Annotated in this window: 26 protein-coding genes; 11 read left to right on the top strand and 15 right to left on the bottom strand. The window is 61.4% G+C overall.

The window, feature by feature from the left end; all coding sequences use genetic code 11:
* Nucleotides 1–33: 33 nt before the first annotated feature.
* On the bottom strand, nt 34–624 hold the full coding sequence (locus QLG12_RS18315; RefSeq protein WP_197869664.1) for an HD domain-containing protein: 591 nt from the start codon (nt 622–624) through the stop codon (nt 34–36).
* Between the two features lie 23 nt (nt 625–647).
* Nucleotides 648–959 carry a DUF962 domain-containing protein gene (locus tag QLG12_RS18310; RefSeq protein ID WP_197869663.1) on the bottom strand — a complete coding sequence of 104 codons (312 nt, stop codon included), beginning with the start codon at nt 957–959 and terminating at the stop codon, nt 648–650.
* Nucleotides 960–1,126: 167 nt separating this feature from the next.
* Here QLG12_RS18310 and QLG12_RS18305 point away from each other — a divergent pair, with 167 nt between their 5' ends.
* On the top strand, nt 1,127–2,188 hold the full coding sequence (locus QLG12_RS18305) for an AraC family transcriptional regulator (RefSeq protein WP_011332998.1): 1,062 nt from the start codon (nt 1,127–1,129) through the stop codon (nt 2,186–2,188).
* On the opposite strand, the gene QLG12_RS18300 is transcribed toward QLG12_RS18305, so the two are convergent.
* Nucleotides 2,145–3,599, bottom strand: coding sequence for a TrkH family potassium uptake protein (locus QLG12_RS18300; RefSeq protein ID WP_064378585.1), 1,455 nt, complete (start codon nt 3,597–3,599; stop codon nt 2,145–2,147). The two genes, QLG12_RS18305 and QLG12_RS18300, sit on opposite strands and share 44 nt — an antisense overlap.
* Nucleotides 3,600–3,720: 121 nt before the next feature.
* On the opposite strand from QLG12_RS18300, the gene QLG12_RS18295 reads away from it, so the two are divergent.
* Nucleotides 3,721–4,287 carry a nitroreductase family protein gene (locus QLG12_RS18295; protein WP_064378586.1) on the top strand — a complete coding sequence of 189 codons (567 nt, stop codon included), beginning with the start codon at nt 3,721–3,723 and terminating at the stop codon, nt 4,285–4,287.
* A gap of 5 nt (nt 4,288–4,292) precedes the next feature.
* Here QLG12_RS18295 and QLG12_RS18290 read toward each other — a convergent pair whose 3' ends face one another.
* From QLG12_RS18290 to QLG12_RS18265, 6 genes are all read right to left on the bottom strand, one after another.
* Nucleotides 4,293–5,633: a HAMP domain-containing sensor histidine kinase gene (locus QLG12_RS18290; protein WP_197869662.1), complete on the bottom strand. Its 1,341-nt coding sequence runs from the start codon at nt 5,631–5,633 to the stop codon at nt 4,293–4,295.
* A 190-nt stretch (nt 5,634–5,823) separates the two neighbouring features.
* Entirely contained in the window at nt 5,824–6,273 is a 450-nt protein-coding gene (locus tag QLG12_RS18285) for an LTXXQ domain protein (RefSeq protein ID WP_197869661.1), read from the bottom strand.
* Between the two features lie 136 nt (nt 6,274–6,409).
* A complete protein-coding gene (locus QLG12_RS18280; RefSeq protein ID WP_007958370.1) occupies nt 6,410–7,087 on the bottom strand; it encodes a response regulator transcription factor in 678 nt (225 codons plus the stop codon).
* Nucleotides 7,088–7,094: 7 nt separating this feature from the next.
* Complete coding sequence (locus tag QLG12_RS18275) at nt 7,095–7,505, bottom strand: translation initiation factor 2 (RefSeq protein WP_011333001.1); 411 nt, start codon at nt 7,503–7,505, stop codon at nt 7,095–7,097.
* Between the two features lie 122 nt (nt 7,506–7,627).
* On the bottom strand, nt 7,628–7,927 hold the full coding sequence (locus QLG12_RS18270; protein ID WP_064378589.1) for a YciI family protein: 300 nt from the start codon (nt 7,925–7,927) through the stop codon (nt 7,628–7,630).
* Between the two features lies 1 nt (nt 7,928).
* Complete coding sequence (locus tag QLG12_RS18265; RefSeq protein WP_236193849.1) at nt 7,929–8,525, bottom strand: septation protein A; 597 nt, start codon at nt 8,523–8,525, stop codon at nt 7,929–7,931.
* 87 nt (nt 8,526–8,612) lie between these two features.
* Between QLG12_RS18265 and QLG12_RS18260 the strand changes: the two genes are divergently transcribed.
* From QLG12_RS18260 to arfB, 8 genes are all read left to right on the top strand, one after another.
* Nucleotides 8,613–9,476: a PHP domain-containing protein gene (locus QLG12_RS18260; protein ID WP_197869660.1), complete on the top strand. Its 864-nt coding sequence runs from the start codon at nt 8,613–8,615 to the stop codon at nt 9,474–9,476.
* Nucleotides 9,477–9,489: 13 nt separating this feature from the next.
* Nucleotides 9,490–10,119, top strand: coding sequence for an L-threonylcarbamoyladenylate synthase (locus QLG12_RS18255; protein ID WP_197869659.1), 630 nt, complete (start codon nt 9,490–9,492; stop codon nt 10,117–10,119).
* A gap of 120 nt (nt 10,120–10,239) precedes the next feature.
* Nucleotides 10,240–10,938, top strand: a complete 699-nt coding sequence (locus tag QLG12_RS18250) for a ScpA family protein (RefSeq protein WP_170844946.1) — start codon at nt 10,240–10,242, stop codon at nt 10,936–10,938.
* Nucleotides 10,939–10,949: 11 nt separating this feature from the next.
* A complete protein-coding gene (scpB, locus tag QLG12_RS18245) occupies nt 10,950–11,963 on the top strand; it encodes an SMC-Scp complex subunit ScpB (RefSeq protein WP_282475023.1) in 1,014 nt (337 codons plus the stop codon).
* 2 nt (nt 11,964–11,965) lie between these two features.
* Nucleotides 11,966–12,157 (top strand): DUF1289 domain-containing protein, encoded by a 192-nt coding sequence (locus QLG12_RS18240; RefSeq protein WP_007958358.1) that lies wholly within the window; start codon nt 11,966–11,968, stop codon nt 12,155–12,157.
* 154 nt (nt 12,158–12,311) lie between these two features.
* Entirely contained in the window at nt 12,312–13,529 is a 1,218-nt protein-coding gene (gene rluB, locus QLG12_RS18235; protein ID WP_197869657.1) for a 23S rRNA pseudouridine(2605) synthase RluB, read from the top strand.
* An 849-nt stretch (nt 13,530–14,378) separates the two neighbouring features.
* Nucleotides 14,379–15,797 (top strand): amino acid permease, encoded by a 1,419-nt coding sequence (locus QLG12_RS18230; protein ID WP_064378594.1) that lies wholly within the window; start codon nt 14,379–14,381, stop codon nt 15,795–15,797.
* 90 nt (nt 15,798–15,887) lie between these two features.
* On the top strand, nt 15,888–16,301 hold the full coding sequence (gene arfB / locus QLG12_RS18225) for an alternative ribosome rescue aminoacyl-tRNA hydrolase ArfB (protein ID WP_011333010.1): 414 nt from the start codon (nt 15,888–15,890) through the stop codon (nt 16,299–16,301).
* Here the strand turns inward: arfB and QLG12_RS18220 are convergent.
* From QLG12_RS18220 to phhA, 6 genes are all read right to left on the bottom strand, one after another.
* Nucleotides 16,298–17,485 (bottom strand): MFS transporter, encoded by a 1,188-nt coding sequence (locus QLG12_RS18220; protein WP_172829517.1) that lies wholly within the window; start codon nt 17,483–17,485, stop codon nt 16,298–16,300. The genes arfB and QLG12_RS18220 overlap by 4 nt on opposite strands.
* Before the next feature lie 95 nt (nt 17,486–17,580).
* A complete protein-coding gene (locus tag QLG12_RS18215; RefSeq protein WP_085747137.1) occupies nt 17,581–17,760 on the bottom strand; it encodes a hypothetical protein in 180 nt (59 codons plus the stop codon).
* A 73-nt stretch (nt 17,761–17,833) separates the two neighbouring features.
* Nucleotides 17,834–17,965, bottom strand: a complete 132-nt coding sequence (locus tag QLG12_RS18210) for a hypothetical protein (RefSeq protein WP_007958347.1) — start codon at nt 17,963–17,965, stop codon at nt 17,834–17,836.
* Between the two features lie 200 nt (nt 17,966–18,165).
* Nucleotides 18,166–19,359, bottom strand: a complete 1,194-nt coding sequence (locus QLG12_RS18205) for an amino acid aminotransferase (protein ID WP_236193841.1) — start codon at nt 19,357–19,359, stop codon at nt 18,166–18,168.
* A complete protein-coding gene (locus QLG12_RS18200; protein WP_003222798.1) occupies nt 19,359–19,715 on the bottom strand; it encodes a 4a-hydroxytetrahydrobiopterin dehydratase in 357 nt (118 codons plus the stop codon). The genes QLG12_RS18205 and QLG12_RS18200 overlap by 1 nt, the downstream gene beginning before the upstream one ends.
* A gap of 117 nt (nt 19,716–19,832) precedes the next feature.
* On the bottom strand, nt 19,833–20,624 hold the full coding sequence (phhA, locus tag QLG12_RS18195; RefSeq protein WP_039765515.1) for a phenylalanine 4-monooxygenase: 792 nt from the start codon (nt 20,622–20,624) through the stop codon (nt 19,833–19,835).
* A 280-nt stretch (nt 20,625–20,904) separates the two neighbouring features.
* Here phhA and QLG12_RS18190 point away from each other — a divergent pair, with 280 nt between their 5' ends.
* Nucleotides 20,905–22,467: a sigma-54-dependent phenylalanine hydroxylase transcriptional regulator PhhR gene (locus tag QLG12_RS18190; protein ID WP_011333015.1), complete on the top strand. Its 1,563-nt coding sequence runs from the start codon at nt 20,905–20,907 to the stop codon at nt 22,465–22,467.
* Nucleotides 22,468–22,556 lie beyond the last annotated feature (89 nt).

The following is a 22,556-nucleotide window of genomic DNA, read 5'->3' as shown; positions in this document are numbered from 1 at the left end:
CCCGCGAAGAGGCCGGTACAGCCGACATCACATTCAGGCCGGTGTGTGCTCTTCCATCGCCGCCTTGTAGATCGAGTTTTTCGGCTGGGCGAACAGTCGCTCCATCATCGGCTCGAAGAAGCTCAGCGGCAGGGTGTCGTAATCGGGGTCGAACGCCGCCGCGTCGTATCTGGCGCAGAACTCCGCGGTCGCCAGAAACTGCGGGTGGTCGCTGAACTGCTCGCGCAGGTGCCGATCCATGCCCAGGTGATGGAAGAAGTAGTAGCCCTGGAAGATCCCGTGCTTTTCCACCATCCACAGGTTTTCGGCACTGACGAACGGCTTGAGAATGGCGGCGGCGATGTCCGGGTGATTGTAGGAGCCAAGGGTGTCGCCGATGTCGTGGAGCAGCGCGCAAACCACGTATTCCTCATCGCGTCCGTCGCGAAAGGCGCGGGTCGCGGTTTGCAGCGAGTGGGTCAGGCGATCCACCGGGAAACCGCCGAAATCGCCTTCCAGCAGTTTCAGGTGCGCCACGATCCGGCCGGACAATTGGCGGGCGTAGGCGCTGAAATCCGCCGCAATGATCGCCCAGTCTTCCTGTGTACCGTCCTTCATGTGGGTGAAACGGGCAGTGGCACTCATGGCAGTCCTCTTGATCGGAGTTTCTAGAACGGCACGCGGCCCAGGATCATGTCGCGGTACATGACGAAGTCGCCGAGCAGGCTGTAGAACGGGTGCTGGAAAGTGGCCGGGCGGTTTTTCTCGAAAAAGAAATGGCCGATCCAGGCAAAGCTGTAGCCGGCCAGCGGCAAGGCAAGCAACAGGAGCCAGGCGCCCTTGGCGATGGTCAGGGCGAGAATGAAGATCACCAGCGTCGTGCCGATGAAATGCAGGCGACGGCAGGTGCTGTTGCTGTGCTCGCTGAGGTAATACGGATAGAACTCGGCGAAGCTGTTGAAAGGCTTGAGGGTTTCCACGACTGCGATCTCTGTGGTTATTGTTCTGATTGCAAGTTGTTCGGCGGGTAGCCTATTTGAGTCTAGAGTGATCATTGGCGTCGGCCAGTGACAATCGGCGCCACTTTACTATCCTTGGGAAATCGGCCGTAGTATGCGGCTCACCATGTCATCCAAGAAAAAACGCCATGAGCGAACGAACGACTTCTGCAAGCTGGGCGATGGGGATTGTCAAGGCACTGGAAATGGACGGCCTGGATTGCCGGGTTTTGTTCAGACAGCTGGGGCTCGACTACGCGGCGCTGGAGGATCCGGACGCACGCTTCCCGCAGGATTCCATGACCCGACTGTGGCAACGGGCGGTCGAGCTGTCCGGCAATCCCGCCATCGGCCTGAACATGGGCAAGGTGGTGCGACCGGCTTCGTTCCATGTCGCGGGCTACGCGCTGATGTCCAGCAATACGCTGGCGGAAGGTTTTCAGCGACTGGTGCGTTATCAGCGAATCATCGCCGAAAGTGCCGACCTGAGTTTTCGCCTGCTCGACGAAGGTTATGCGCTGATTCTGACGGTGCACGGCGATCATCTGCCGCCGACCCGGCAAAGTGCCGAAGCCTCGCTGGCCTGCGCGCTGGCGCTGTGCGGCTGGCTGACCGGGCGCACCCTGCACCCGCGCAAAGTGCTGGTGCAGGGTGACGAGCCGGATGATCTTGAACCCTATAAACAAGCCTTCCATGCACCGTTGGTGTTCAACGCGCCTTATGACGCGCTGATCTTCGAACGCGCCGACATGGAAGCGCCGCTGCCCACCGCCAACGAAGCGATGGCGCTGCTGCACGACCGGTTTGCCGGGGAATATCTGGCGCGGTTTTCCGAAAGCCGTGTGACCCACAAGGCGCGTCAGGTGTTGTGCCGCCTGCTGCCGCAGGGCGAACCCAAGCGCGATACAGTGGCGCAGACCCTGCACCTGTCGCAGCGCACCTTGCAACGTCGTTTGCAGGAGGAGGGCACCAGTTTTCAGCAGTTGCTCGACGACACGCGCCGCGAACTCGCCGAGCAATACCTGGCGCAACCGAGCATGACCTTGCTGGAGATTGCCTATCTGTTGGGGTTTGCCGATCCGAGCAATTTCTTCCGCGCATTCCGTCGCTGGTTCGACACCACGCCCGGCGATTACCGGGCGCGGTTGCTGGAGGCGCCGAAGGCGATCAGTGACGCCAGAACGCCGGAATACACAGTACAAACACCGTAATGATCTCCAGTCGGCCGAGCAGCATGCCGAACGACAGAATCCACTTGGCCGCATCCGGCAGGCTGGCGAAGTTGCCGGCCGGGCCGATGGTCTCGCCCAGGCCAGGGCCGACGCCGGACACGGTGCTGGCGGCGCCGGTCAACGCCGTCATCCAGTCCACGCCCAACAGCGACAGCAGCAGGGCGATCACGCAGATGGTGATGGCGAAGAAGAACGAGAACGTCAGAATCGACCGGACGATTTCCTCGTCGAGACGGTGACCGTTGTACTTCTGCTTGATCACCGCGCGCGGGTGAATCAACTGATTAAGGTTGGCCTTGAGCAGGATGTAGGCGACCTGAAAGCGGAAGATCTTGATCCCGCCCGCCGTCGAACCGGAACAGCCGCCGACGAAGCCCAGATAGAAGAACAGCATCAGCGAGAAGTTGCCCCACAGGCTGTAGTCGCCCAGCGCAAATCCGGTGGTGGTGACCACCGACGTCACGTTCAGCGCCACATGGCGAAGGGCGTCCAACCAATGCAGGTTGGTCGTCCACCAGTACCAGGTGCCGAGCACCAGCCAGGTTGCCAGCAACATCCCGAGCAAACCCTGTACCTGTTGATCCTTGATCAGCGCCCGACGGTTGCCGCGCAGCGTCGCCACGTACAGGGTGAACGGCAGACTGCCGAGAATCATCACCACCACAGCCACCCAGTGCACCGCCGGTTGCGTCCATTTGGCCAGGGACTGGTCGGAGGTCGAGAACCCGCCGGTTGAAATCGCCGACATCGCGTGGTTGATCGCATCGAACGGGCTCATCCCGGCCCACCAGAACGCCAGGCTGCCGAGAATGGTGATGCCGACGTAGGCCGCCACGATCAGCCGCGCCACCATGTGCGAGCGGGGCATGACCTTTTCCGAGCGGTCCGAGGATTCGGTCTGGAACAGGCGCATGCCACCGATGCGCAGCAGCGGCAGGATCGCCACCGCCATGCCGATGAAGCCGATGCCGCCGATCCAGTGCAGCAGCGAGCGCCACATCAGGATGCCGGGGGACATGTCGTCCAGGTGATTGAGTACGGTCGACCCGGTGGCCGTGATGCCGGACATGCTTTCGAAGAACGAGTCGGTGTAGCTGATGTGCTGGGTCAGCAAAAACGGCAGCGCGGCAAAGATGCACACCACCAGCCAGCTACTGACGGTCAGCAGGTACATGTCCCGGGGGCGCAGGTGAATGTGTTCCGGGCGACCGGGAATCACCAGTGCGAGGCCGGCGAGAAAGGTGATCATGCTCGCCCAGAGGAACGACGGGAGATCGCCGGTGCGCTCGAAAATCACCAGGGTGGCCATGGGCACGACCATGGCGATGGCCAGGGTGATCAGGAAGATGCCGATGATGAAACCAATGATCCGTAAGGTCGGCAACGCCATGAAGTCCGCTCGGGCTGATGTGGGAAGGGCGCCATTCTACCTGCGGTGCAAGGCATGTAAACCGACGCGTCTGGATCACTTGCAGCTAGAATAGCCGGACATTTTTTTCAGGAGGTGGCCGATGCAGGCTCTCGACGCTTTGCTCAACCGTGTTTCCGTTCCACGACTGATCGATCCGGCCCCCACCGCCGAACAGCGCGAAGTGCTGTTCGCCGCCGCGACCCGCGCACCGGATCACGGCCATTTGCAGCCGTATCGCTTCCTGACCGTCGAAGGTGCGGCGCGTGAGCAGATGGGCGAGTTGCTGGCCGAAGCTGCAAAAATGCAGGAAGGCGAAGTCACCGAAGCGATGATCGACAAGGCGCGCAACGGCCCGCTGCGGGCGCCGCTGGTGGTCGTGGTCATCGCCAAGTTGCAGGATCACGTCAAATACCCGAAGGCCGAGCAGTTGCTGGCAGCGGGCTGTGCGGCGCACGGGATTCTGCTGGCGGCTTACGCGCAGGGGATTGGTGCGGTGTGGCGTACGGGTGATCTGGCGTACTCGAAACATGTCGCCAAGGGTTTGGGGCTGACGGATGACGAAGAGGTGATTGCCTTCCTGTACCTCGGCACACCGCAGAAAGAACCGCGGGTGGCCGAGAAGGTTGATCTGGCGGAGTTTGTCAGCGCCTGGCCGGGTAAAGCCTGACTCCATCAGGGCTGAACAACAGCCCCCGGCACCAGCGGCAACTCAAGACTCGCCACAAACCCGCCCTGCGGGTGATTGGCCAGCACCAGCGCTCCGCCATGCCGTTCCGCCGCTCGCCGGGCAATCGCCAGTCCCAGGCCATGCCCGGCGGCGGTCTGCCCCGGCGCCCGATAAAACGGTTCGCCCAACTGGCTCAGATGTTCGGCCTGCACCCCCGGCCCATGGTCACGCACGCTTATCACGATCCGCTCACCCTGACGTGACGCCTGCATTTCAATCGACTGCCCGACCGGGTTGAAGCGCTGGGCATTGCGCAGCAGGTTGTCCACGGCGCGCTCGATCATGGTCGGCCATCCCGTCATGTTGAGCTGCGGCTCGGCCTCCAAAAGCACAGTCTGCTCCGGTGAGCCGAGTTGCGCGTCCTTTTGCAGGGTAGCGAGCAAGGCATTCAGATCCACTTCTTCGGCGCTGGCGTTGTCGGCATCGACCCGCGCCAGCACCAGAATTTCACTGATCAATGCTTCCAGCCGATCACACTCGCGGGTCAGGCGCGGCCAGAGTTTTTCCCGTTCTTCCGGGCTTGCACGCTCGGCCAGAGCCAGGGCAATGCGCAGGCGTGCCAGCGGTGAACGCAATTCGTGGGACACGTCGCGCAGCAACTGGCGCTGACTGCCGATCAGGCTTTGCAGGCGTGCGCCCATGCGGTTGAAGTCGTTGGCGAGCACGCCGAACTCATCCCGACGGTTGGCCAGTTGCGCCAGGCTGTTCTGTTGATAGGTGGTTTGGCCGAGGTCGTGCACCGCGCCGCGCAAACGGCTGAGCGGGCGGGTGATGGAGAACGTCACCAGCAGGCTGAACAGGGTCAGCACCACCAGCGCAATGCCCAGCGCACTCAGTGGCCAGAGCAGGCTTTCGCGGTGCCAGGCGTCGAGTTCCGGGTGCGGGATGCGATAGATGAAGAGGTAGGTGTCGCCGCTTTTTTCGCTGGTGAATTCGTCGGTCAGACGGCGCCAGGGCAGGCGTCGGTCATCGTTGTTCTGCCGCGCCTCGAAGGCGGCCGCGCGCCGGGGGAAGGTGCCGCGCACCACCGGGTCGCCGCTTTCGTTCAGCACTTGCACGTCGATGTGGTACTGGCGTTTGCGCTGTTCGAGGATGTCCTGGGCGGCCTCTTCACCCTGGGTTTCGTAGGTCTGCGTCCATTCCGCGGCCAGGGTGTTGAGGCCCGGATGGCGGCTGAGGATCCAGGCGTCCTGGTTGAGCATGTGCCCCAGCAGAATGGAAAGCCCTGCAACCAGAGCGATGGCCAGCCAGAAGCTGGCGAGAATACGCCAGAACAATGAACGCACAATGATTCCTCAGAACAAACGCAAAACCCTGTGGGAGCGAGCTTGCTCGCGATAGCGTAGTGTCAGACAGCTAAGTTTTGTCTGATACACCGCTATCGCGAGCAAGTCGAATCGTCGCACCGTCGCTCCCACATTTGATCGGGTGAAAGCAGGCCCGACGGGGTAAGCCGTCGGGCCTGGGGTCAGAACATTATTGCGCCTTTTGCGGCTGTTGCGCTTTCCAGGCTTTGAACTCTGCCCATTCGGCGCGACGCTCGGCCTGTTTCTTCTGGATCTCGTCGAATTTCTTCTGTTGATCCGGTTTCAACACGGCACGAACATCGGACTCGGCCTTCTTGTGATTGGCCGCGATCTCGTCCTTCATGGCTTTCTGGTCGGCTGGCGAGAGTTTCTCCAGGTATTTTTCGACCGTCTGCTTACGCTCGTGCATCTGCTCGCCCATGATCTTGCGGATCTGCTCGCGCTGTTCGCGGGACAGGTCCAGCTGGCTGTACGGGCCTTTGCCGTGCATGCCGTGCATCTGACCGCCATGGCGCGGGCCGTCCAGCGGGCCACCCATCGGGCCGCCATCCTGTGGCAGGGCCATGGCGACGGTCGGCAGGGCAGCGGCAAACATCAGAGCGATAAGAGTCTTGCGCATGGTGAATCTCCTTTGTCTCGTTCCCGGTACGTTCCGGATGAGTACAGATTACGGAGATCAAGGTCAGCGGCGGTCAGCGCTGTGTAAAGCTTGGGTAAACACGTTTTCGCGCCGACCTGACAAAACTGACAGACGATCAGAGGCTGTAGTAGTAGCCACGGCTGCGCAGGGCCACGATGCGCGGACGGCCGTCGGGGTGCGGGCCGATCTTTTTGCGCAGGTTGCTGACGTGCATGTCCAGGCTGCGGTCGTACAGGGTCAGCTTGCGGCCGAGGGCGATCTGCGCCAGTTCCTGTTTGTCCAGCGGCTCGCCCGGTTGCTTGAGCAGGGCCTCGAGCAGGCGGCTTTCGGAGACGGTGAGGGTGAATTCCTTTTCGTCGATGCTGACCACGCCGCGCACCGGGCTGAAGCTCAGGTCGCCCAGCTCCAGCTGGGTCGACACGGCAGCCGGGTGGCTGCGGCGCAGCACGGCGCGCAGCCGGGCGGTCAGTTCGCGCGGATCGCAGGGTTTGGCCAGGTAATCGTCGGCGCCCAGTTCCAGGCCGAGGATCCGGTCCAGCGGCTCGCCCCGGGCCGAGAGCATCAGCACCGGCAGGTCGGCGTGATCGCTGCGCAGTTGCTTGAGCAGTTCCAGACCGCTGCCGTCGGGCAGCATCACGTCCAGCACGACGGCCGCCGGCGCGGTTTCGGCCAGCGCCTTGCGGGCGCTCTGACCATCGTGGCAGGCCCGGACCTGAAAGCCTTCCTGGCTCAGCCAGCTACTCAGGAGTTCACACAACTCCTGGTCATCATCAATCAGTAACAGCTCGCTCATGACTCACTCAATTTAGCCATTGCCGACGTTTTCGGCTTGCTCCACTGGCAAAGATACCGCAGAGCAGCGCCAATAGCGCTACCCCGGCCCCGGTGACGAACCATTGCTGCTGTTCGGTCAGCAGGCGCGGCAGCGGGCTGGCCTGGGCTTCCTTGAGTTGCAGCTTCAGACGCTGGTTCTCCTGGCGCAGCCGGGCAAGCTGGGCGCTTTCGCGGGTGTTATCGGCATTTTGCAGTTGTTTGCTCAGTTCTTCCCGTTGCTGCTCACTGGCCTTCAGGCGCTGCTGCAACTCGGTGATCTGACTGCCGGCGCTCAATGAGAGCGGCGTGGAGCTGCCGCCCTCGGTGCTTTCGTCACCATGGGCGGGCGCCATGATCGACAACGTGACCAACATCAGACACAACGGACCCTTGCGCATCGCGACTCCTGTTTCCAAATGGATATTGGGCAGGTTGTCGGCCGGCAAACGAGAATAATGAGCGATTGAGAGCGCGATGAACGGACAAGGTTCATCGCGCTGAGGGCGTTTACGGGGGGAGGTTACGGCAGGACTTGCTTGAACGGCTTGACGATCACGTTGGCGTAGACGCCGGCGGCGATGTAAGGATCGGCATCGGCCCAGGCTTGCGCAGCGCTCAGGGAGTCGAATTCGGCAACGATCAGGCTGCCGCTGAAACCTGCTGCGCCCGGATCATTGCTGTCGACCGCCGGGTGCGGGCCGGCCAGCACGATGCGGCCTTCGCCCTTGAGCACCTGCAGGCGTTCAAGGTGTGCCGGACGCGCGGCGAGACGGGCGTCCAGAGAGTTGGCGACGTCGGTGGCAATGATGGCGTAGAGCATGTCAGTCCTCGGTTTTTGGCGTTGTGGTATCGGCGTCGTGCAGGTGACGGGACAGGTAGATGCCCTGACCGACCAGGAACAGCACGGTCATGCCCAGGCTGCCGAACACCTTGAAGTCCACCCAGATGCTCTGGAAGGTGAAGGCGACGAACAGGTTGGCGGCCCCGCAGAACAGGAAAAAGGCGACCCAGGCGATGTTCAGTCGGGTCCAGACCGGATCCGGCAGGGTCAGTGCGTGGCCCATGATGCGCTTGATCAGCAGGCGGTCACCGATGAAATGGCTGCCGATGAAGGCCAGGGCGAACAGCCAGTTGACCACCGGGGCTTTCCATTTCAGGAAGGTTTCGCTGTGAAAGGCCAGTGTCAGGCTGCCGAACACCAGGCAGGCAATCAGGGTCAGCCACTGGCTCTTCTCCAGCTTGCGCTGCTTGATGAAGAGCGCGCCGTACACCACCAGCGAGCTGATGATCAGCATGGCGGTGGCACTGTAAATGCCGCCTACCGTCAGTTCATGGCCGGCAACGTCGACGGTGCGTGGATCGAGTTTGTAGACGATGAAGAACAGCAGAAGCGGGATGAAATCGATGAATTGTTTCACAGTGAGAGCCAGAAGCTGGATGTGGCGGCATAATAACAAACATATGGGCGCGCGATAGCGCCAGCTGATTTGAGGTAACACATCCCCGTGAATGTTGATTTGCACTGCCACAGCACGGCCTCCGATGGCGCCCTGGCGCCTGCGGTACTGGTTGCGCGTGCGTTCGAGAACGGCGTGCGAGTCCTGGCCCTGACCGATCACGACACCCTCGAAGGCCTCGCCGAAGCGCGTACGGCCGCCGAGGCGCTGGGCATGCAACTGGTCAACGGCGTCGAATTGTCCTGCACCTGGGGCGGGGCGACCATTCACGTGCTCGGCTACGGTTTCGACGTCAATGCCGCACCGTTGGTCGAGGCTATTGCGAAGTTGCACGATGGCCGTTGGCTGCGGTCTGAGGAAATAAGCCGCAAGCTCGCCCTCAAGGGCATGCCGAATGCGCTCGACGGCGCGCGGCAGATCCAGCAGGAACTGGGCGACAGCGGCAACGCGCCGGCCCGTCCGCATTTCGCCGACTGGATGGTGCGTGAAGGTTATGTAAAGGATCGCGCCGAGGCGTTTCGCAAATGGCTCGGCGCCGGCAAGCTGGGGGACGTCAAGCTGCACTGGCCGACCCTTGAAGACACCGTCGGTACGCTGCGCGCTGCCGGCGCCTGGGTCAGTCTGGCGCATCCGTGGCACTACGATTTCACCCGCAGCAAGCGCCGAAAGCTGATTGCCGACTATATTCAAGCGGGCGGGCAGGCGATCGAAGTGGTCAATGGTCATCAGCCTGCGGAACAGGTGGGCAGCCTGGCAATCCTTGCCCGTGAGTTCGGTCTGCTGGTCAGCGCCGGCAGTGATTTCCATGGCCCTGGTGGCTGGTCCGAGATCGGCCAGTACCGGCCGGTGCCGGAGGACCTTCCACCCCTGTGGTGTCGGTTCAAACATGACCCAGTTATTGCCGCCGTCTGAACAGGTAGAGAATGTGAGTCAATTTTTCCAGATTCATCCGGAAAACCCGCAAACGCGCCTGATCAAACAGGCCGTCGAGATCATCCGCAAGGGCGGAGTTGTGGTCTATCCCACTGACTCTTCCTACGCAATCGGTTGCCAGATCGGTGACAAGAACGCCATCGAGCGCGTTCGTCGCCTGCGTCAACTCGACGAAAAGCACAACTTCGCGCTGATCTGCAGCGACCTGTCGCAACTGGGCAACTACGCCAAGATCGATACCGGGACGTTTCGAATCCTCAAAGCCCACCTCCCGGGGCCGTACACCTTCATTCTCAACGCCACCCGTGAAGTGCCGCGCCTGCTGCTGCATCCGAAGAAACGCACCATCGGTCTGCGGGTGCCGAGCCATCCCATCGCGTTGGCGCTGCTGGCCGAACTGGGCGAGCCGCTGATGAGCGTGACCCTGATCATGCCGGGCGATGAAGACCCGTTGAGCGATCCATACGAAATGCGCCAGTTGCTCGAGCATCAGGTGGATCTGATCATCGACGGCGGTTCCGGCGGCATCAAGGCCTCCACCGTGATCGACCTGACCGGCGATGATCCGGAAGTGATCCGCGTCGGTTGCGGCGACCCGGCTCCATTCATGGTCGAGGCCTGAATGTCCGCAGTGGAAACCGTTGATCCCCAGGCCGGTGCCCAGCAGGAACTGCCGTTTGCCATGGTCTATGGCCAGGCCGTCACGGAAATGCCGCTGGACCTGTACATCCCGCCGGATGCGCTGGAAGTGTTCCTCGAAGCCTTCGAAGGCCCCCTCGACCTGCTGCTGTACCTGATCCGCAAACAGAACATCAACATCCTCGATATTCCGGTGGCGGAAATTACCCGCCAGTACATGGGCTATGTCGAGCTGATGCAGTCGGTGCGCCTGGAACTGGCCGCCGAGTACCTGGTGATGGCCGCGATGCTGGCCGAGATCAAGTCGCGGATGCTGCTGCCCCGGGCCGAAACCGTCGAGGATGAAGAAGACGATCCGCGCGCCGAACTGATCCGCCGTCTGCAGGAGTACGAACGGTTCAAGGCCGCCGCCGAAGGTATCGATGGCCTGAGCCGGGTCGGTCGCGATGTGATCGTGCCCAAGCTCGACGCCCCGGAAGCCCGTGCGCGCAAGCTGTTGCCGGACGTGGCACTGGAGGAAATTCTGATGTCCATGGCCGAGGTGTTGCGCCGCGGCGACATGTTCGAAAGCCATCAGGTCAGCCGCGAGGCGCTGTCAACCCGCGAGCGCATGAGTGACGTGCTGGAGCGGCTCAAGGGCGGCGGGTTTGTGCCGTTCGTCGAGCTGTTCACCGCCGAGGAGGGCAAGCTCGGCGTGGTGGTGACCTTCATGGCGATCCTTGAACTGGTCAAGGAATCCCTGATCGAGCTGGTGCAGAATGAGCCGTTCGCCGCGATCCACGTGCGAGCCCGAGCCGAATAACGAGTCCCGATATGAACCTGACTGAACCCCGCGAGCTGGCGTCCCTGCTTGAAGCCTTTCTGTTGGCCTCGGGAAAGCCGCAATCCCTCGAGCGCCTGTATGAACTGTTCGAAGAAGGCGAGCGCCCGGAACCGCCGGTCTTCAAGAAAGCCCTGACCCTGCTCGGCAAGTCCTGCGAGGGCCGGGCGTTCGAGCTCAAGGAAGTCGCGTCGGGCTATCGCCTGCAAATCCGCGAGAAGTTCGCGCCGTGGGTCGGCCGGTTGTGGGAAGAACGTCCGCAACGTTATTCCCGAGCATTGCTGGAAACCATGGCGCTGATCGCCTATCGCCAGCCGATCACCCGGGGCGAGATCGAGGATGTGCGGGGCGTGGCGGTCAACACCAACATCGTCAAGACGCTGATGGAACGCGAGTGGATCCGTATCGTCGGTTACCGCGACGTGCCGGGCAAACCGGCGATGTTCGCTACCACCAAGGCGTTTCTCGACCACTTCAATCTGAAGAATCTCGACGACTTGCCGCCGCTGGCCGAGTTGCGCGAGATTGAGGCGGAACCGGTGCTCGACTTCGACGACGCTCCGGTGCCACCGGGCTTGCAGGAACTGGCCGATGCCGGCGCCGAGCCGGAAGAGCCGAAGGAGGAAACCAGTTTCCATACCCTGCTGCTGGAACTGGACAGCATGGAGGAGGGGATCAAGACCGACTTCGACGACTTGCTGCGTGACGGGTTGGGCGGCGAATCGATGCCGTCCGGGGTTGAGTCCGATCCTGTCGAGCGGCCGGTTGAGGGTGAATTCGAAACTGAATTCGAGCCTGAATCTGAGTTTGAGCCTGAATTCGAGCCCGAGCAGGAAGACGATGTGCTCGGCGTGGCCGAAGCCCGGGAAAAGCTGCTGGCCGCCGTCGCCCGGCTTGAGCAGCCCGCACCCGAACCCGCCGCCGAGGAAGAATTGAGCGAAGAAGAGGCCGAGGCCCGCGCCCTGGCCGAAGCCATCGAAGCCGAACGCCGCGAGTTCGAGGATTGAGCATGAGCTCGACCAAGGACCCGTGCATCAGCGTCTGCAAGTTCAGCGATGATATCTGCCTCGGCTGCGGTCGCAGCAAGCGCGAGATCCGGGCCTGGAAGAAACTCGACAAGGACGACAAGCGCACTGTATTGGCCGAAGCCGCGCTGCGTTTGATCAAGCTCGGGGCCACCGGTCGGCGGAAAAAGAAATAACCTTGTCCTGATCGACTAGTCTCTGATGCGCGCGCGGCCACATCCGCGTATGATTCGCGACCCTTCGGCGATCCCTTCGCCCGAAAACCCAGATTTCAACGTTTCAGCGGCTCAATTCAGCGCCACTGAACAGACCACACCGGGAGGTGCCCAGATGAGTGACATCAATCAGAAAGACGACCAGGAAATCGGCCCAGCAGGCGAAAAGCTGCAGAAAGTCCTCGCCCGTATCGGCGTCGGCTCGCGCCGTGACGTCGAATCCTGGATCGCTGCCGGCCGCATCAAGGTCAATGGCAAAGACGCCACTTTGGGCCTGCGTGTCGACATGCACGACGCCATCACGATTGATGGCAAGGTCATCAAACGCGAAGAAGCCGCCGAGTCGGTTCGCCGCGTGATCATGTACAACAAGCCCGATGGCGAGATCTGCACCCGTGACGACCCGGAAGGCCGTCCGACCGTGTTCGACAAGCTGCCGCGTCCGAAAGAAGGCCGCTGGATCAACATCGGTCGTCTCGACATCAACACCACCGGTCTGCTGATGTTCACCACCGACGGTGAACTGGCCAACCGCCTGATGCACCCGTCCTACGAGATGGACCGTGAGTATGCGGTGCGTGTCCGCGGTGAAGTCGATGACGAAATGATCGAGCGCCTCAAGGCCGGCGTCGTGCTGGAAGACGGCCCGGCGCGTTTCACCGACATTCAACAGGCGCCGGGCGGCGAAGGCTTCAACCACTGGTATCACTGCGTGGTGATGGAAGGCCGTAACCGTGAAGTCCGTCGCCTGTGGGAATCCCAGGGCCTGGTGGTCAGCCGCCTGAAGCGCGTGCGTTTCGGTCCGGTGTTCCTCAATTCCGACCTGCCGATGGGCCGCTGGCGCGAAATGAGCCAGTACGAAGTCGACGTGCTGAGCGCCGAAGTCGGCCTGACCCCGGTGGCCATGCCGCAACTGAACGCCAAGAGCAAAGACAAGCTCGACCGCATGCAGCGCAAGTCGTCGCGTCCGATGGCCCGTACCGAGCGCGTGCGCACCCTGCGACCGGCCAACGGTGCACCGATTGGCGCCGGTCCGCGTCCGGTCCGCGAGCCGCAGATCGAAGGCGAGCGTCCAGGTCGCAAGCCGGCAACGCGTCCGGATGGCGAGCGCGGCCCACGTAGTCCGCGTCCGGCCAATGGCCGTACCGAGCGGGGCGAAGGTCGCGGTACGCCGGTGGCGGATCGTCCAGCCGACACCAAGCGCCCGGCCAAACCGGCGCCGAAGCGTCCGGGCATCAAGCTGGCTGACGATGACAAGCCGTCGGGTAAGCGCCGTGGCGCACCGGCCGGTTCCGGCCAGCGTCCGGGTTTCGGTCGCAAGAAGCCGGAATAACGCAGTTGTAAGCTTCGAGCCGCAAGCTTCAAGCTGAAAAACAGAAGCGCCAACCACAGGGTTGGCGTTTTTTTTTGGACTTTTTATTTCTTTTTTCGGCTGTTTTTTTTCTTGTTTGAAAACAAAAAACTTAACGCCTTTCAAATAGTTAGCCAGCTAACGTCAATCACCGGGCGCCGCTTCGACGTGTCTGGAGTGGCAACTTTACGTTACGCGCTGTCAGTGAATATTTACGAAAATGCCCTCGCCGTCCCATGAAACGGGTGGCTTTGCCTGGGTGTAAGGAAAATCTGCCGGAGCCAGGCCCGCCGGGCCTTGCGCAGCGCTCTGGCGCGCTTGTTTCAGCGTCGTTTGGAGGGTGAGATGCGCTCCATGCCTGTCGTGCAGGTGCATAACAAGAAGGAGGCGCAATGAACGCCGTTATCCATTTTCACTTCTCCACGTGGGGCGAATCTTCCATCGTCCACGCCGATGGCCTGCAAAGGCCTGACTCAAATTTTGCAGCCGCCCGGGCCTCCCGGGGTGGACACATGCAATCCCGGCAACCGACACGCTGATCCGGCGAGGTCTGGCAGCAGGGGGTTAGCGGTGTACAATGCGCCGCGTTTTAACTGTGACCCTCTGCGTAATCGCGCAAACCTCAAGGTTTATCCGCCTTGTTCACTCCGCCGCGTCACAAGCGTGTCGGGTTCGATTTCGTCACAGATAAAAACAAACAGGTGACGCATGACCGTTGTAAAAAAGCTGAATTCCTGGTGCCTGCGCTGGGGTTTGATCAAGGTTGGCTGAAATCGCCACCTTGCAGCAACGTCTACTGAACATCATCAAACCTTGCGTGAGACCTTTTTCATGAGTGGACAAAACTCGCAATCAGGCGAGCTGAAACGCGGCCTGAAAAATCGCCATATTCAACTGATCGCCCTCGGTGGCGCGATCGGTACCGGATTGTTCCTCGGCTCGGCCGGGGTGCTGAAATCCGCCGGCCCGTCGATGATCCTCGGCTATGCGATCTGCGGCTTCATCGCCTTCATGATCATGCGCCAGCTCGGCGAAATGATCGTCGAAGAGCCGGTGGCCGGTTCCTTCAGCCACTTTGCGCACAAATACTGGGGCGGCTTCGCCGGTTTCCTGTCGGGCTGGAACTGCTGGATCCTGTACATCCTGGTGGGCATGTCGGAGCTGACCGCAGTCGGCAAATACATCCACTACTGGGCGCCGGAGATCCCGAGCTGGGTCACCGCCGCCGCGTTCTTCGTGCTGATCAATGCGATCAACCTGGCCAACGTCAAAGTCTTCGGTGAAGCCGAATTCTGGTTCGCGATCATCAAGGTCGTGGCGATCGTCGGCATGATCGCGCTGGGCAGCTATCTGCTGGTCAGCGGCCATGGCGGCCCGCAGGCTTCGGTCAGCAACCTGTGGTCCCACGGTGGCTTCTTCCCCAACGGCGTCAGCGGTCTGGTGATGGCCATGGCGATCATCATGTTCTCCTTCGGCGGCCTGGAAATGCTCGGTTTCACCGCAGCTGAAGCCGACAAGCCGAAAACCGTGATCCCGAAAGCGATCAACCAGGTGATCTACCGGATCCTGATTTTCTACATCGGCGCACTGGTGATCCTGTTGTCGCTGACCCCGTGGGACAGCCTGCTGGAAACCCTCAATGCTTCGGGCGATTCCTACAGCGGCAGCCCGTTCGTGCAAGTGTTCTCGATGCTCGGCAGCAACACCGCTGCGCACATCCTCAACTTCGTGGTTCTGACCGCGGCATTGTCGGTGTACAACAGCGGCACCTACTGCAACAGCCGCATGCTGCTGGGCATGGCCGAGCAGGGCGATGCGCCGAAAGCGCTGGCTAAGATCGACAAGCGCGGCGTGCCGGTGCGTTCGATCCTGGCATCGGCGGCTGTGACCCTGGTGGCCGTGCTGCTCAACTACCTGATCCCGCAACATGCGCTGGAGCTGCTGATGTCGCTGGTGGTTGCGACGCTGGTGATCAACTGGGCGATGATCAGCTTCTCGCACTTCAAGTTCCGCCAACACATGAACAAGACCCACCAGAAGCCGCTGTTCAAGGCGCTGTGGTACCCGTACGGCAACTACATCTGCCTGGCGTTCGTTCTGTTCATCCTTGGCGTGATGTTGCTGATCCCCGGCATTCAGATCTCGGTGTACGCGATTCCGGTGTGGGTGGTGTTCATGTGGGTCTGCTACGTGATCAAGAACAAACGTGGCGCGCAGCAGGCACTGCACGCAGCGAGCGCAGCCAAGTAAGCGTCGTTGCAAAAACAACAAACCCGGCCAAGTGCCGGGTTTTTTGTACTTTCGCGGTATCCTGCGGGTTCTGATCAGGGACGCTTTTCCATGCTGGTGATTTCCAACAATGTGCATCTGCCGGATGCCGAGATCGAACTGACGTACATCCGCGCCCAGGGCGCCGGTGGGCAGAACGTCAACAAGGTCTCCAGCGCCGTGCACCTGCGCTTCGACATTCCGGCCTCGTCCTTGCCCGAGTTCTACAAGGAGCGGCTGCTGGCGCTGCGCGACAGTCGCATCACCGGCGACGGCGTGCTGATCATCAAGGCCCAGCAGTACCGCACGCAGGAACAGAACCGCGCCGATGCGCTGGAGCGTCTGACCGAGCTGATTCTCAGTGCCACCAAAGTTGAGAAGAAGCGGCGGCCGACCAAGCCGACGCTGGGTTCAAAGAAGCGTCGGCTCGAATCGAAGACCAAGCGCGGCAGCATCAAGGCCGGGCGGGGCAAGGTGGATTTCTAGTCTTCGCGGTACTTCGCCGTGTGGCGGTACAGATAGACGCTCAATGCCAGACCGCTCAGCGCGGCGAGGGCGGCGAACAGGAAGATCGAGGCAAAACCGAAGCCTGCTGCAATCGCCCCTGCCAGCGGCCCGGTGATGCCCAGCGACAAGTCGATGAACAACGAATAAGCGCCGACCGCCGCACCACGGCTCGAGGCCGGCACCAGGTTCACGGCTTCCACGCCGAGCGCCGGGAACACCAGCGAGAAACCGAAACCGCTCAATGCCGCGCCAGCCAGTGCCCAGTGCGCGTCCGGCGCCAGCCACAGCAACAGCAGGCCCAGGGTTTCCACCGACAGGCAGGCAATCGCCACACGAAAGCCGCCGAGGCGGTTGATCAGGTTGCCGAACAGCAGTCGCGCACCGATGAAGCTGGCGCCGAACAGGCTCAGGCACAGTACCGCATTGTCCCAATGCTGCGTGGCGTAATACAGGGTGATGAAGGTGGCAATGGTGCCGAAACCGATCGAGCCCAGCGCCAGTCCGCAGCCATGCGGGAAGACGCGACCGAGAACGTGCATGAACGGCAGACGCTCACCGGCCACAATCGGCGCGGCGGTTTTCGGCCAGGCCAGCAGCAGCCCCAGCGTGGCGAGCAGCAGAATGCTTACGCCCATGCTCCACAGACCGAAACGGCTGACCAGCCATACCCCGAGCGGCGCACCGACGGCCAGCGCACCGTAACTGGCGATGCCGTTCCACGAAATGACCTTGGCGGTGTTGGCTGCACCGACGCGGCCGATGCCCCAACCGATTGAGCCTGAGCCAACCAGACTTTCAGCGCTGCCCAGCACCAGACGGCCGACGAACAGGCTGATCAGGCTCAGCAGCGGCAGGTTGGGGGTCCACGCCGAAATCAGCATGAACACACCGCTCAAACCACAGCCGGCCAGACCGATCATCACCGCACGCTTGCTGCCCTGGTTGTCGATGATCTTGCCGGCATACGGACGGCTGAGCAGGGTGGCCAGGTATTGCACGCTGATCACCAGCCCGGCGATGACCGCGCCGAAGCCCAGGTCGCTGTGCACATAACCTGGCAGCACCGCCAGCGGAATGCCGATGTTCAGGTAGCCGATGAAAGTGAACAGGACGATGGAAACGACTTGCAGCGTGACCGCCAGGGGGCGCTGGGGTTCTGGCATAGAGGACGACATGAATAACGATCCACGGGAAGAGCAGAATAGATAGGCTGCTCATGATACCGATGCGGACGGGTCTGGGGCGGGGAAAAGTAAAACTATTTGGCCGGAGCGACCAATTGCGTGGTGACCAATGCGGCCAATGCGTTTTCTTCGCTGCCGAAACGGGCGAGCAGGGCGGCCTGTTTCTCGGGCGAGAGACGGCTCCAGATCTCGATCATCTTCTCGGTGGTACCGATCAGGATCTCGGCCTGTTGTTCATCGAATTCTTTGGACATGGCAGCTCATGTTTCAGGCAGTGTGGAAAGCGCATGTTAGCGCTTTCCACACGGTCTGTACGGCGGGTGTTGCTTACTCTTCGCTGTCGGCCGGACGGCTCTCGGCGGCTTCTTTCGGCTCGGGCTGTTGGGCACCGGCTTGTTGCGTGGTCGTCTGCTCAGTTTCGTGCAGGCTTGGGAAGGGGAGATTCGGAATCTCGTGCATGGTTGCGCTCCTCGCTAAGTCTGTTGATAGATCTGGTAGATCCGCGCTTTCAGAAAGCTTGCGAAGGATACAGCAGGAAAAGTGACAAACAGATTTTTAAATCCATTTGTTTCGACGGGCGGGATTGTCTAGACAAGTGCGACAGGGTGACGCAGGGCAAATGTGGGAGCGGCGGTGTGCCCGCCACCCCTGACATTTGTTTATTTGCAGACGTTGGCGATCGCTTCGGCCAGCAGGTCGAGACGCGTTGCATCAATCCCCGCAACGTTGGCCCGGCCCGAGCTGACCATGTACACGCTGTGATGCTCGCGCAGGTTCTTCACCTGTTCCGGCGACAGGCCGGTGTAGGAGAACATCCCGCGTTGCACGCCGATGTGCGCAAAACGCTCGCGCAGACCGTGCGGCTCCAGCGCTTCCACCAGACCGCTGCGCAACTGGGCGATGCGCAGGCGCATGGCTTCCACTTCGTCGGCCCAGCGGCGTTTCAGCTCCGGGTCGGCGAGGATTGTGGCGACCACGGCCGCGCCGTGATCCGGTGGCGTCGACCACAGGTTGCGGGCAATGTGTGCCAACTGGCTGCGGATGTCGATCAGCTTGTCAGCAGTTTTCGCGCTGACAATCAACGCACCGGTGCGATCGCGATACAGGCCGAAGTTCTTCGAGCAGGAGCTGGTGATCAGCAGTTCAGGCAACTCGGCCGCAAACAGCCGGGTCGACCACGCATCCTGCTCCAGACCGTCGCCAAAGCCCTGATAGGCGAAGTCGATCAGCGGCAGCAGATCGCGGCTGCGCACCACGTCCAGCACCCGCTGCCAGTCGTCGTGGCTCAGGTCAAAGCCGGTCGGGTTATGGCAGCACGCATGCAGCAGCACCACATCGCCTTTCGGCACTTCGTTGAGCACGGCAAGCATGGCATCGACGTCGAGACGGTTGTCGCTGCCGACGTACGGGTAATGGCTGATCTTGACCCCGGCGGCCGCGAAAATCGTTTCGTGGATCGGCCAGGTCGGGTTGCTCAGCCAGACGCCTTTGCCCGGCAGGCATTGGGCGATGAAGTCTGCTGCCAAGCGCAGGGCACCCGTGCCGCCCGGTGTCTGGGTGGCGCCAGCGCGTTGCTCGGCGATCAGCTTCGAGTCGGCGCCAAGCACCAGCTCATTGATGAGTTTGCCGAACAGCGGATTGCCGTGGCCACCGATGTAGGTCTTGGTGTCCTGGCTCTCGACCAGCCGCGCCTCGGCGATTTTCACCGCTTCGGGGATCGGCGTCAGGCCCTGGGCGTCCTTGTAGACGCCCACGCCGAGGTCGAACTTGCGCGGGTTGGAGTCCTGCGCGTAGGCCTCCATCAGGCCGAGGATCGGGTCGCCGGGCACCCGGCCGATGGCGTCGAAATGCATTACTTGCGTCCTTCTGCGGTCTTGGCCACTTCGTCAGTGCGCGCGGCCATGATGAAGTCGTTGCGGTGCAGGCCTTTGATCGAGTGGCTCCACCAGGTCACGGTGACTTTGCCCCACTCGGTCAGCAGGCCCGGGTGATGACCTTCGGCCTCGGAGATCTCGCCGACGGCGTTGGTGAAGGCCAGCGCGTGCTTGAAATTCTTGAACAGGAAGACTTTTTCCAGCTGCATGATGCTGTCGCGGACTTCGATGTTCCAGTCAGGGATCTGCTTGATCAGGATCGGCAGTTCTTCATCGCTGACTTGTGGGGCATCGGCACGGCACGCTTCGCAATGGGCTTGGTTCAAAGTGGACATGGTTTGATTCCTGAGATCGGATGTCTTTTTTATAAGAGCTGTTACGGTCGTCAATGTCGTCACGCTAAACCAAAGCCGCGACGACTGACAGACTCACTTGTAAGTAAAAGCCACGGTTCACGCAGCTTTTGGTTTTGGCGGAAACTTCGGTGCGTGCAGACCCAGCTGCATGCCTTGCTTGACCATGGCCATGATGTCTTCGTGGGCCAGGTCGAACAGGCGCTTGAGATTCGGCAGAACAAAGTACAGCGGTTGCAGGATGTCGATGCGGTATGGCGTGCGCATGGCTTCCAGCGGATCGAAGGCCTGATGCTCGGGCTCGTCCGACAGCGAATAAACGGTTTCTTTCGGCGAAGACAGGATGCCGCCGCCGTAGATGCGTTTGCCTTGCGGGGTGTCGACCAGGCCGAACTCGATGGTCATCCAGTACAGACGCGCCAGATAAACGCGTTCTTCCTTGGTGGCCTGCAGGCCGAGTTTGCCGTAGGTGTGGGTGAATTCGGCGAACCACGGGTTGGTCAGCAGCGGACAGTGGCCAAAGATCTCGTGGAAAATGTCCGGCTCTTGCAGGTAGTCCAGTTCTTCACGGGTGCGAATGAACGTGGCCACCGGAAACTGCTTGCTGGCGAGCAATTCGAAAAAGGTCTGGAAAGGGATCAGCGCGGGAACGCGGGCAACCTGCCAACCGGTGGTTTCGCCGAGCACCTTGTTGATCTCGCCCAGTTGCGGAATGCGGTCGTGGGGCAGACCGAGTTTTTCGATACCGTCCAGGTATTCCTGGCACGCACGCCCCTCGATCACTTTCATCTGGCGGGTGATCAGCGTGTTCCACACCGCGTGTTCTTCGGCGGGGTAGTCGATAAAACCTTGCGCATCGGGCTCGCGGGCCACGTATTGCGTCTGCTTCATACTGCTCTCCTGCGAGGGGAATTTCGTTCTTGTTATGTCCTGCGATGGACTGAGAAATACCCCGGAATGTTTGTTGTTGCAGCAGGTTGAAGATCGGTCGAGTAGGAAAAGTCTCTTTAATTCGTAAAATTTTCGTTACGCTTCGTGCGATAAGTCGTGTTTGCGCTGGCTGTCGGGTTTGAAAAGGCCGATGGCTGTCACATAATCTTGACGACTATCTTGCACGACGCGCAGAAAATTCCGGCGTCAGACCACCTCTTCACCTGTTTCGGGCCTTTATATGCGTATCAAAGTCCACTGCCAGAATCGCATCGGCATCCTGCGCGACATTCTTAATCTGCTGGTGGAGTACGGGATCAACGTTGCCCGTGGCGAGGTGGGCGGTGAGCATGGCAACGCGATCTACCTGCATTGCCCGAACCTGATCAACATTCAGTTCCAGGCGCTGCGACCCAAGTTCGAGGCGATTGCCGGGGTGTTCGGCGTCAAGCGGGTAGGGCTGATGCCCAGCGAGCGGCGGCACATGGAGTTGAATGCGTTGCTCGGCGCGCTGGAATTTCCGGTGCTGTCGATCGACATGGGTGGCTCCATCGTGGCAGCCAACCGTGCGGCAGCGCAGTTGCTCGGGGTGCGGGTGGATGAGGTGCCGGGGATTCCGCTGTCGCGTTACGCCGAAGATTTCGACCTGCCGGAACTGGTGCGCGCCAACAAATCGCGGATCAATGGCATGCGGGTCAAGGTCAAGGGCGACATCTTTCTGGCCGACATCGCGCCGTTGCAATCGGAGCACGACGACAGCGAGGCCATGGCCGGTGCCGTGCTGACCTTGCACCGCGCGGACCGCGTCGGCGAGCGCATCTATAACGTGCGCAAGCAGGAACTGCGTGGCTTCGACAGCATCTTCCAGAGCTCGAAAGTGATGGCGGCGGTGGTGCGTGAAGCACGACGCATGGCACCGCTGGATGCGCCGTTGTTGATTGAGGGCGAAACCGGCACCGGCAAGGAATTGCTGGCGCGGGCCTGTCACCTGGCGAGCCCGCGCGGCCAGTCGCCGTTGATGGCGCTCAACTGCGCCGGGCTGCCGGAGTCGATGGCCGAGACCGAACTGTTCGGCTACGGTCCCGGTGCCTTTGAAGGTGCGCGTGCCGAAGGCAAGCTCGGGCTGCTGGAGCTGACGGCAGGCGGTACGTTGTTCCTCGACGGCGTCGGCGAAATGAGCCCGCGCTTGCAGGTGAAATTGCTGCGCTTCCTGCAGGACGGCTGCTTCCGTCGTGTGGGAAGTGATGAAGAGGTTTACCTCGATGTGCGGGTGATCTGCGCAACCCAGGTCGACCTGTCGGAGCTGTGCGCGCGGGGCGAGTTTCGCCAGGATCTGTATCACCGCTTGAACGTGCTGTCGTTGCACATCCCGCCACTGCGCGAATGTCTCGACGGTTTGACGCCGCTGGTGGAGCACTTCCTTGATCAGGCCAGCCGGCAGATCGGCTGCCCGCTGCCGAAACTGGCGCCGGCGGCGATGGACCGGCTCAGTCACTACCATTGGCCGGGCAACGTGCGGCAGCTGGAGAACGTGTTGTTCCAGGCGGTTTCGCTGTGCGACGGCGGCACGGTCAAGGCCGAGCACATTCGTCTGCCGGATTACGGTGTGCGTCAGCCGCTTGGCGATTTCTCCCTTGAAGGCGGGCTCGACGAGATTGTCGGGCGCTTCGAGAAAGCGGTGCTGGAGCGCTTGTATTCCGAGCATCCGAGCAGTCGGCAACTGGGCAAGCGGCTGGGGGTTTCGCACACCACGATTGCCAACAAGTTGCGTGAGTACGAAGTCGGCAAGGACGCGTCCGAGTGATCACGGCCGGATCGGGTGTTTGCCGCCAAGCGGCATGACACCGCCGGTTTTTCGTCTTCGATACATTTCCCTCCTCTTCGCAAAATCCC

The sequence above is a fragment of the Pseudomonas sp. V88_4 genome (assembly GCF_029967985.1).
GTDB classification, from domain to species: domain Bacteria; phylum Pseudomonadota; class Gammaproteobacteria; order Pseudomonadales; family Pseudomonadaceae; genus Aquipseudomonas; species Aquipseudomonas glycinae.
Note: the sequence above shows the minus strand (reverse complement) of the source record. Positions and strands in the feature narration are given on the sequence as shown.

Bases quoted from the DNA above. Each gene is read 5' to 3' on its own strand.
- arfB (WP_011333010.1), top strand. From the start codon at position 15,888: ATGCTGGTGATTTCCAACAATGTGCATCTGCCGGATGCCGAGATCGAA.
- rluB (WP_197869657.1), top strand. From the start codon at position 12,312: ATGAGTGACATCAATCAGAAAGACGACCAGGAAATCGGCCCAGCAGGC.
- QLG12_RS18315 (WP_197869664.1), bottom strand. From the start codon at position 624: ATGAGTGCCACTGCCCGTTTCACCCACATGAAGGACGGTACACAGGAA.
- QLG12_RS18300 (WP_064378585.1), bottom strand. From the start codon at position 3,599: ATGGCGTTGCCGACCTTACGGATCATTGGTTTCATCATCGGCATCTTC.
- scpB (WP_282475023.1), top strand. From the start codon at position 10,950: ATGAACCTGACTGAACCCCGCGAGCTGGCGTCCCTGCTTGAAGCCTTT.
- QLG12_RS18215 (WP_085747137.1), bottom strand. From the start codon at position 17,760: ATGTCCAAAGAATTCGATGAACAACAGGCCGAGATCCTGATCGGTACC.
- QLG12_RS18240 (WP_007958358.1), top strand. From the start codon at position 11,966: ATGAGCTCGACCAAGGACCCGTGCATCAGCGTCTGCAAGTTCAGCGAT.
- phhA (WP_039765515.1), bottom strand. From the start codon at position 20,624: ATGAAGCAGACGCAATACGTGGCCCGCGAGCCCGATGCGCAAGGTTTT.
- QLG12_RS18280 (WP_007958370.1), bottom strand. From the start codon at position 7,087: ATGAGCGAGCTGTTACTGATTGATGATGACCAGGAGTTGTGTGAACTC.
- QLG12_RS18295 (WP_064378586.1), top strand. From the start codon at position 3,721: ATGCAGGCTCTCGACGCTTTGCTCAACCGTGTTTCCGTTCCACGACTG.
- QLG12_RS18205 (WP_236193841.1), bottom strand. From the start codon at position 19,359: ATGCATTTCGACGCCATCGGCCGGGTGCCCGGCGACCCGATCCTCGGC.
- QLG12_RS18285 (WP_197869661.1), bottom strand. From the start codon at position 6,273: ATGCGCAAGACTCTTATCGCTCTGATGTTTGCCGCTGCCCTGCCGACC.
- QLG12_RS18200 (WP_003222798.1), bottom strand. From the start codon at position 19,715: ATGTCCACTTTGAACCAAGCCCATTGCGAAGCGTGCCGTGCCGATGCC.
- QLG12_RS18275 (WP_011333001.1), bottom strand. From the start codon at position 7,505: ATGCGCAAGGGTCCGTTGTGTCTGATGTTGGTCACGTTGTCGATCATG.
- QLG12_RS18210 (WP_007958347.1), bottom strand. From the start codon at position 17,965: ATGCACGAGATTCCGAATCTCCCCTTCCCAAGCCTGCACGAAACTGAG.
- QLG12_RS18230 (WP_064378594.1), top strand. From the start codon at position 14,379: ATGAGTGGACAAAACTCGCAATCAGGCGAGCTGAAACGCGGCCTGAAA.
- QLG12_RS18270 (WP_064378589.1), bottom strand. From the start codon at position 7,927: ATGCTCTACGCCATCATTGCCACCGACGTCGCCAACTCTCTGGACGCC.
- QLG12_RS18305 (WP_011332998.1), top strand. From the start codon at position 1,127: ATGAGCGAACGAACGACTTCTGCAAGCTGGGCGATGGGGATTGTCAAG.
- QLG12_RS18190 (WP_011333015.1), top strand. From the start codon at position 20,905: ATGCGTATCAAAGTCCACTGCCAGAATCGCATCGGCATCCTGCGCGAC.
- QLG12_RS18220 (WP_172829517.1), bottom strand. From the start codon at position 17,485: ATGCCAGAACCCCAGCGCCCCCTGGCGGTCACGCTGCAAGTCGTTTCC.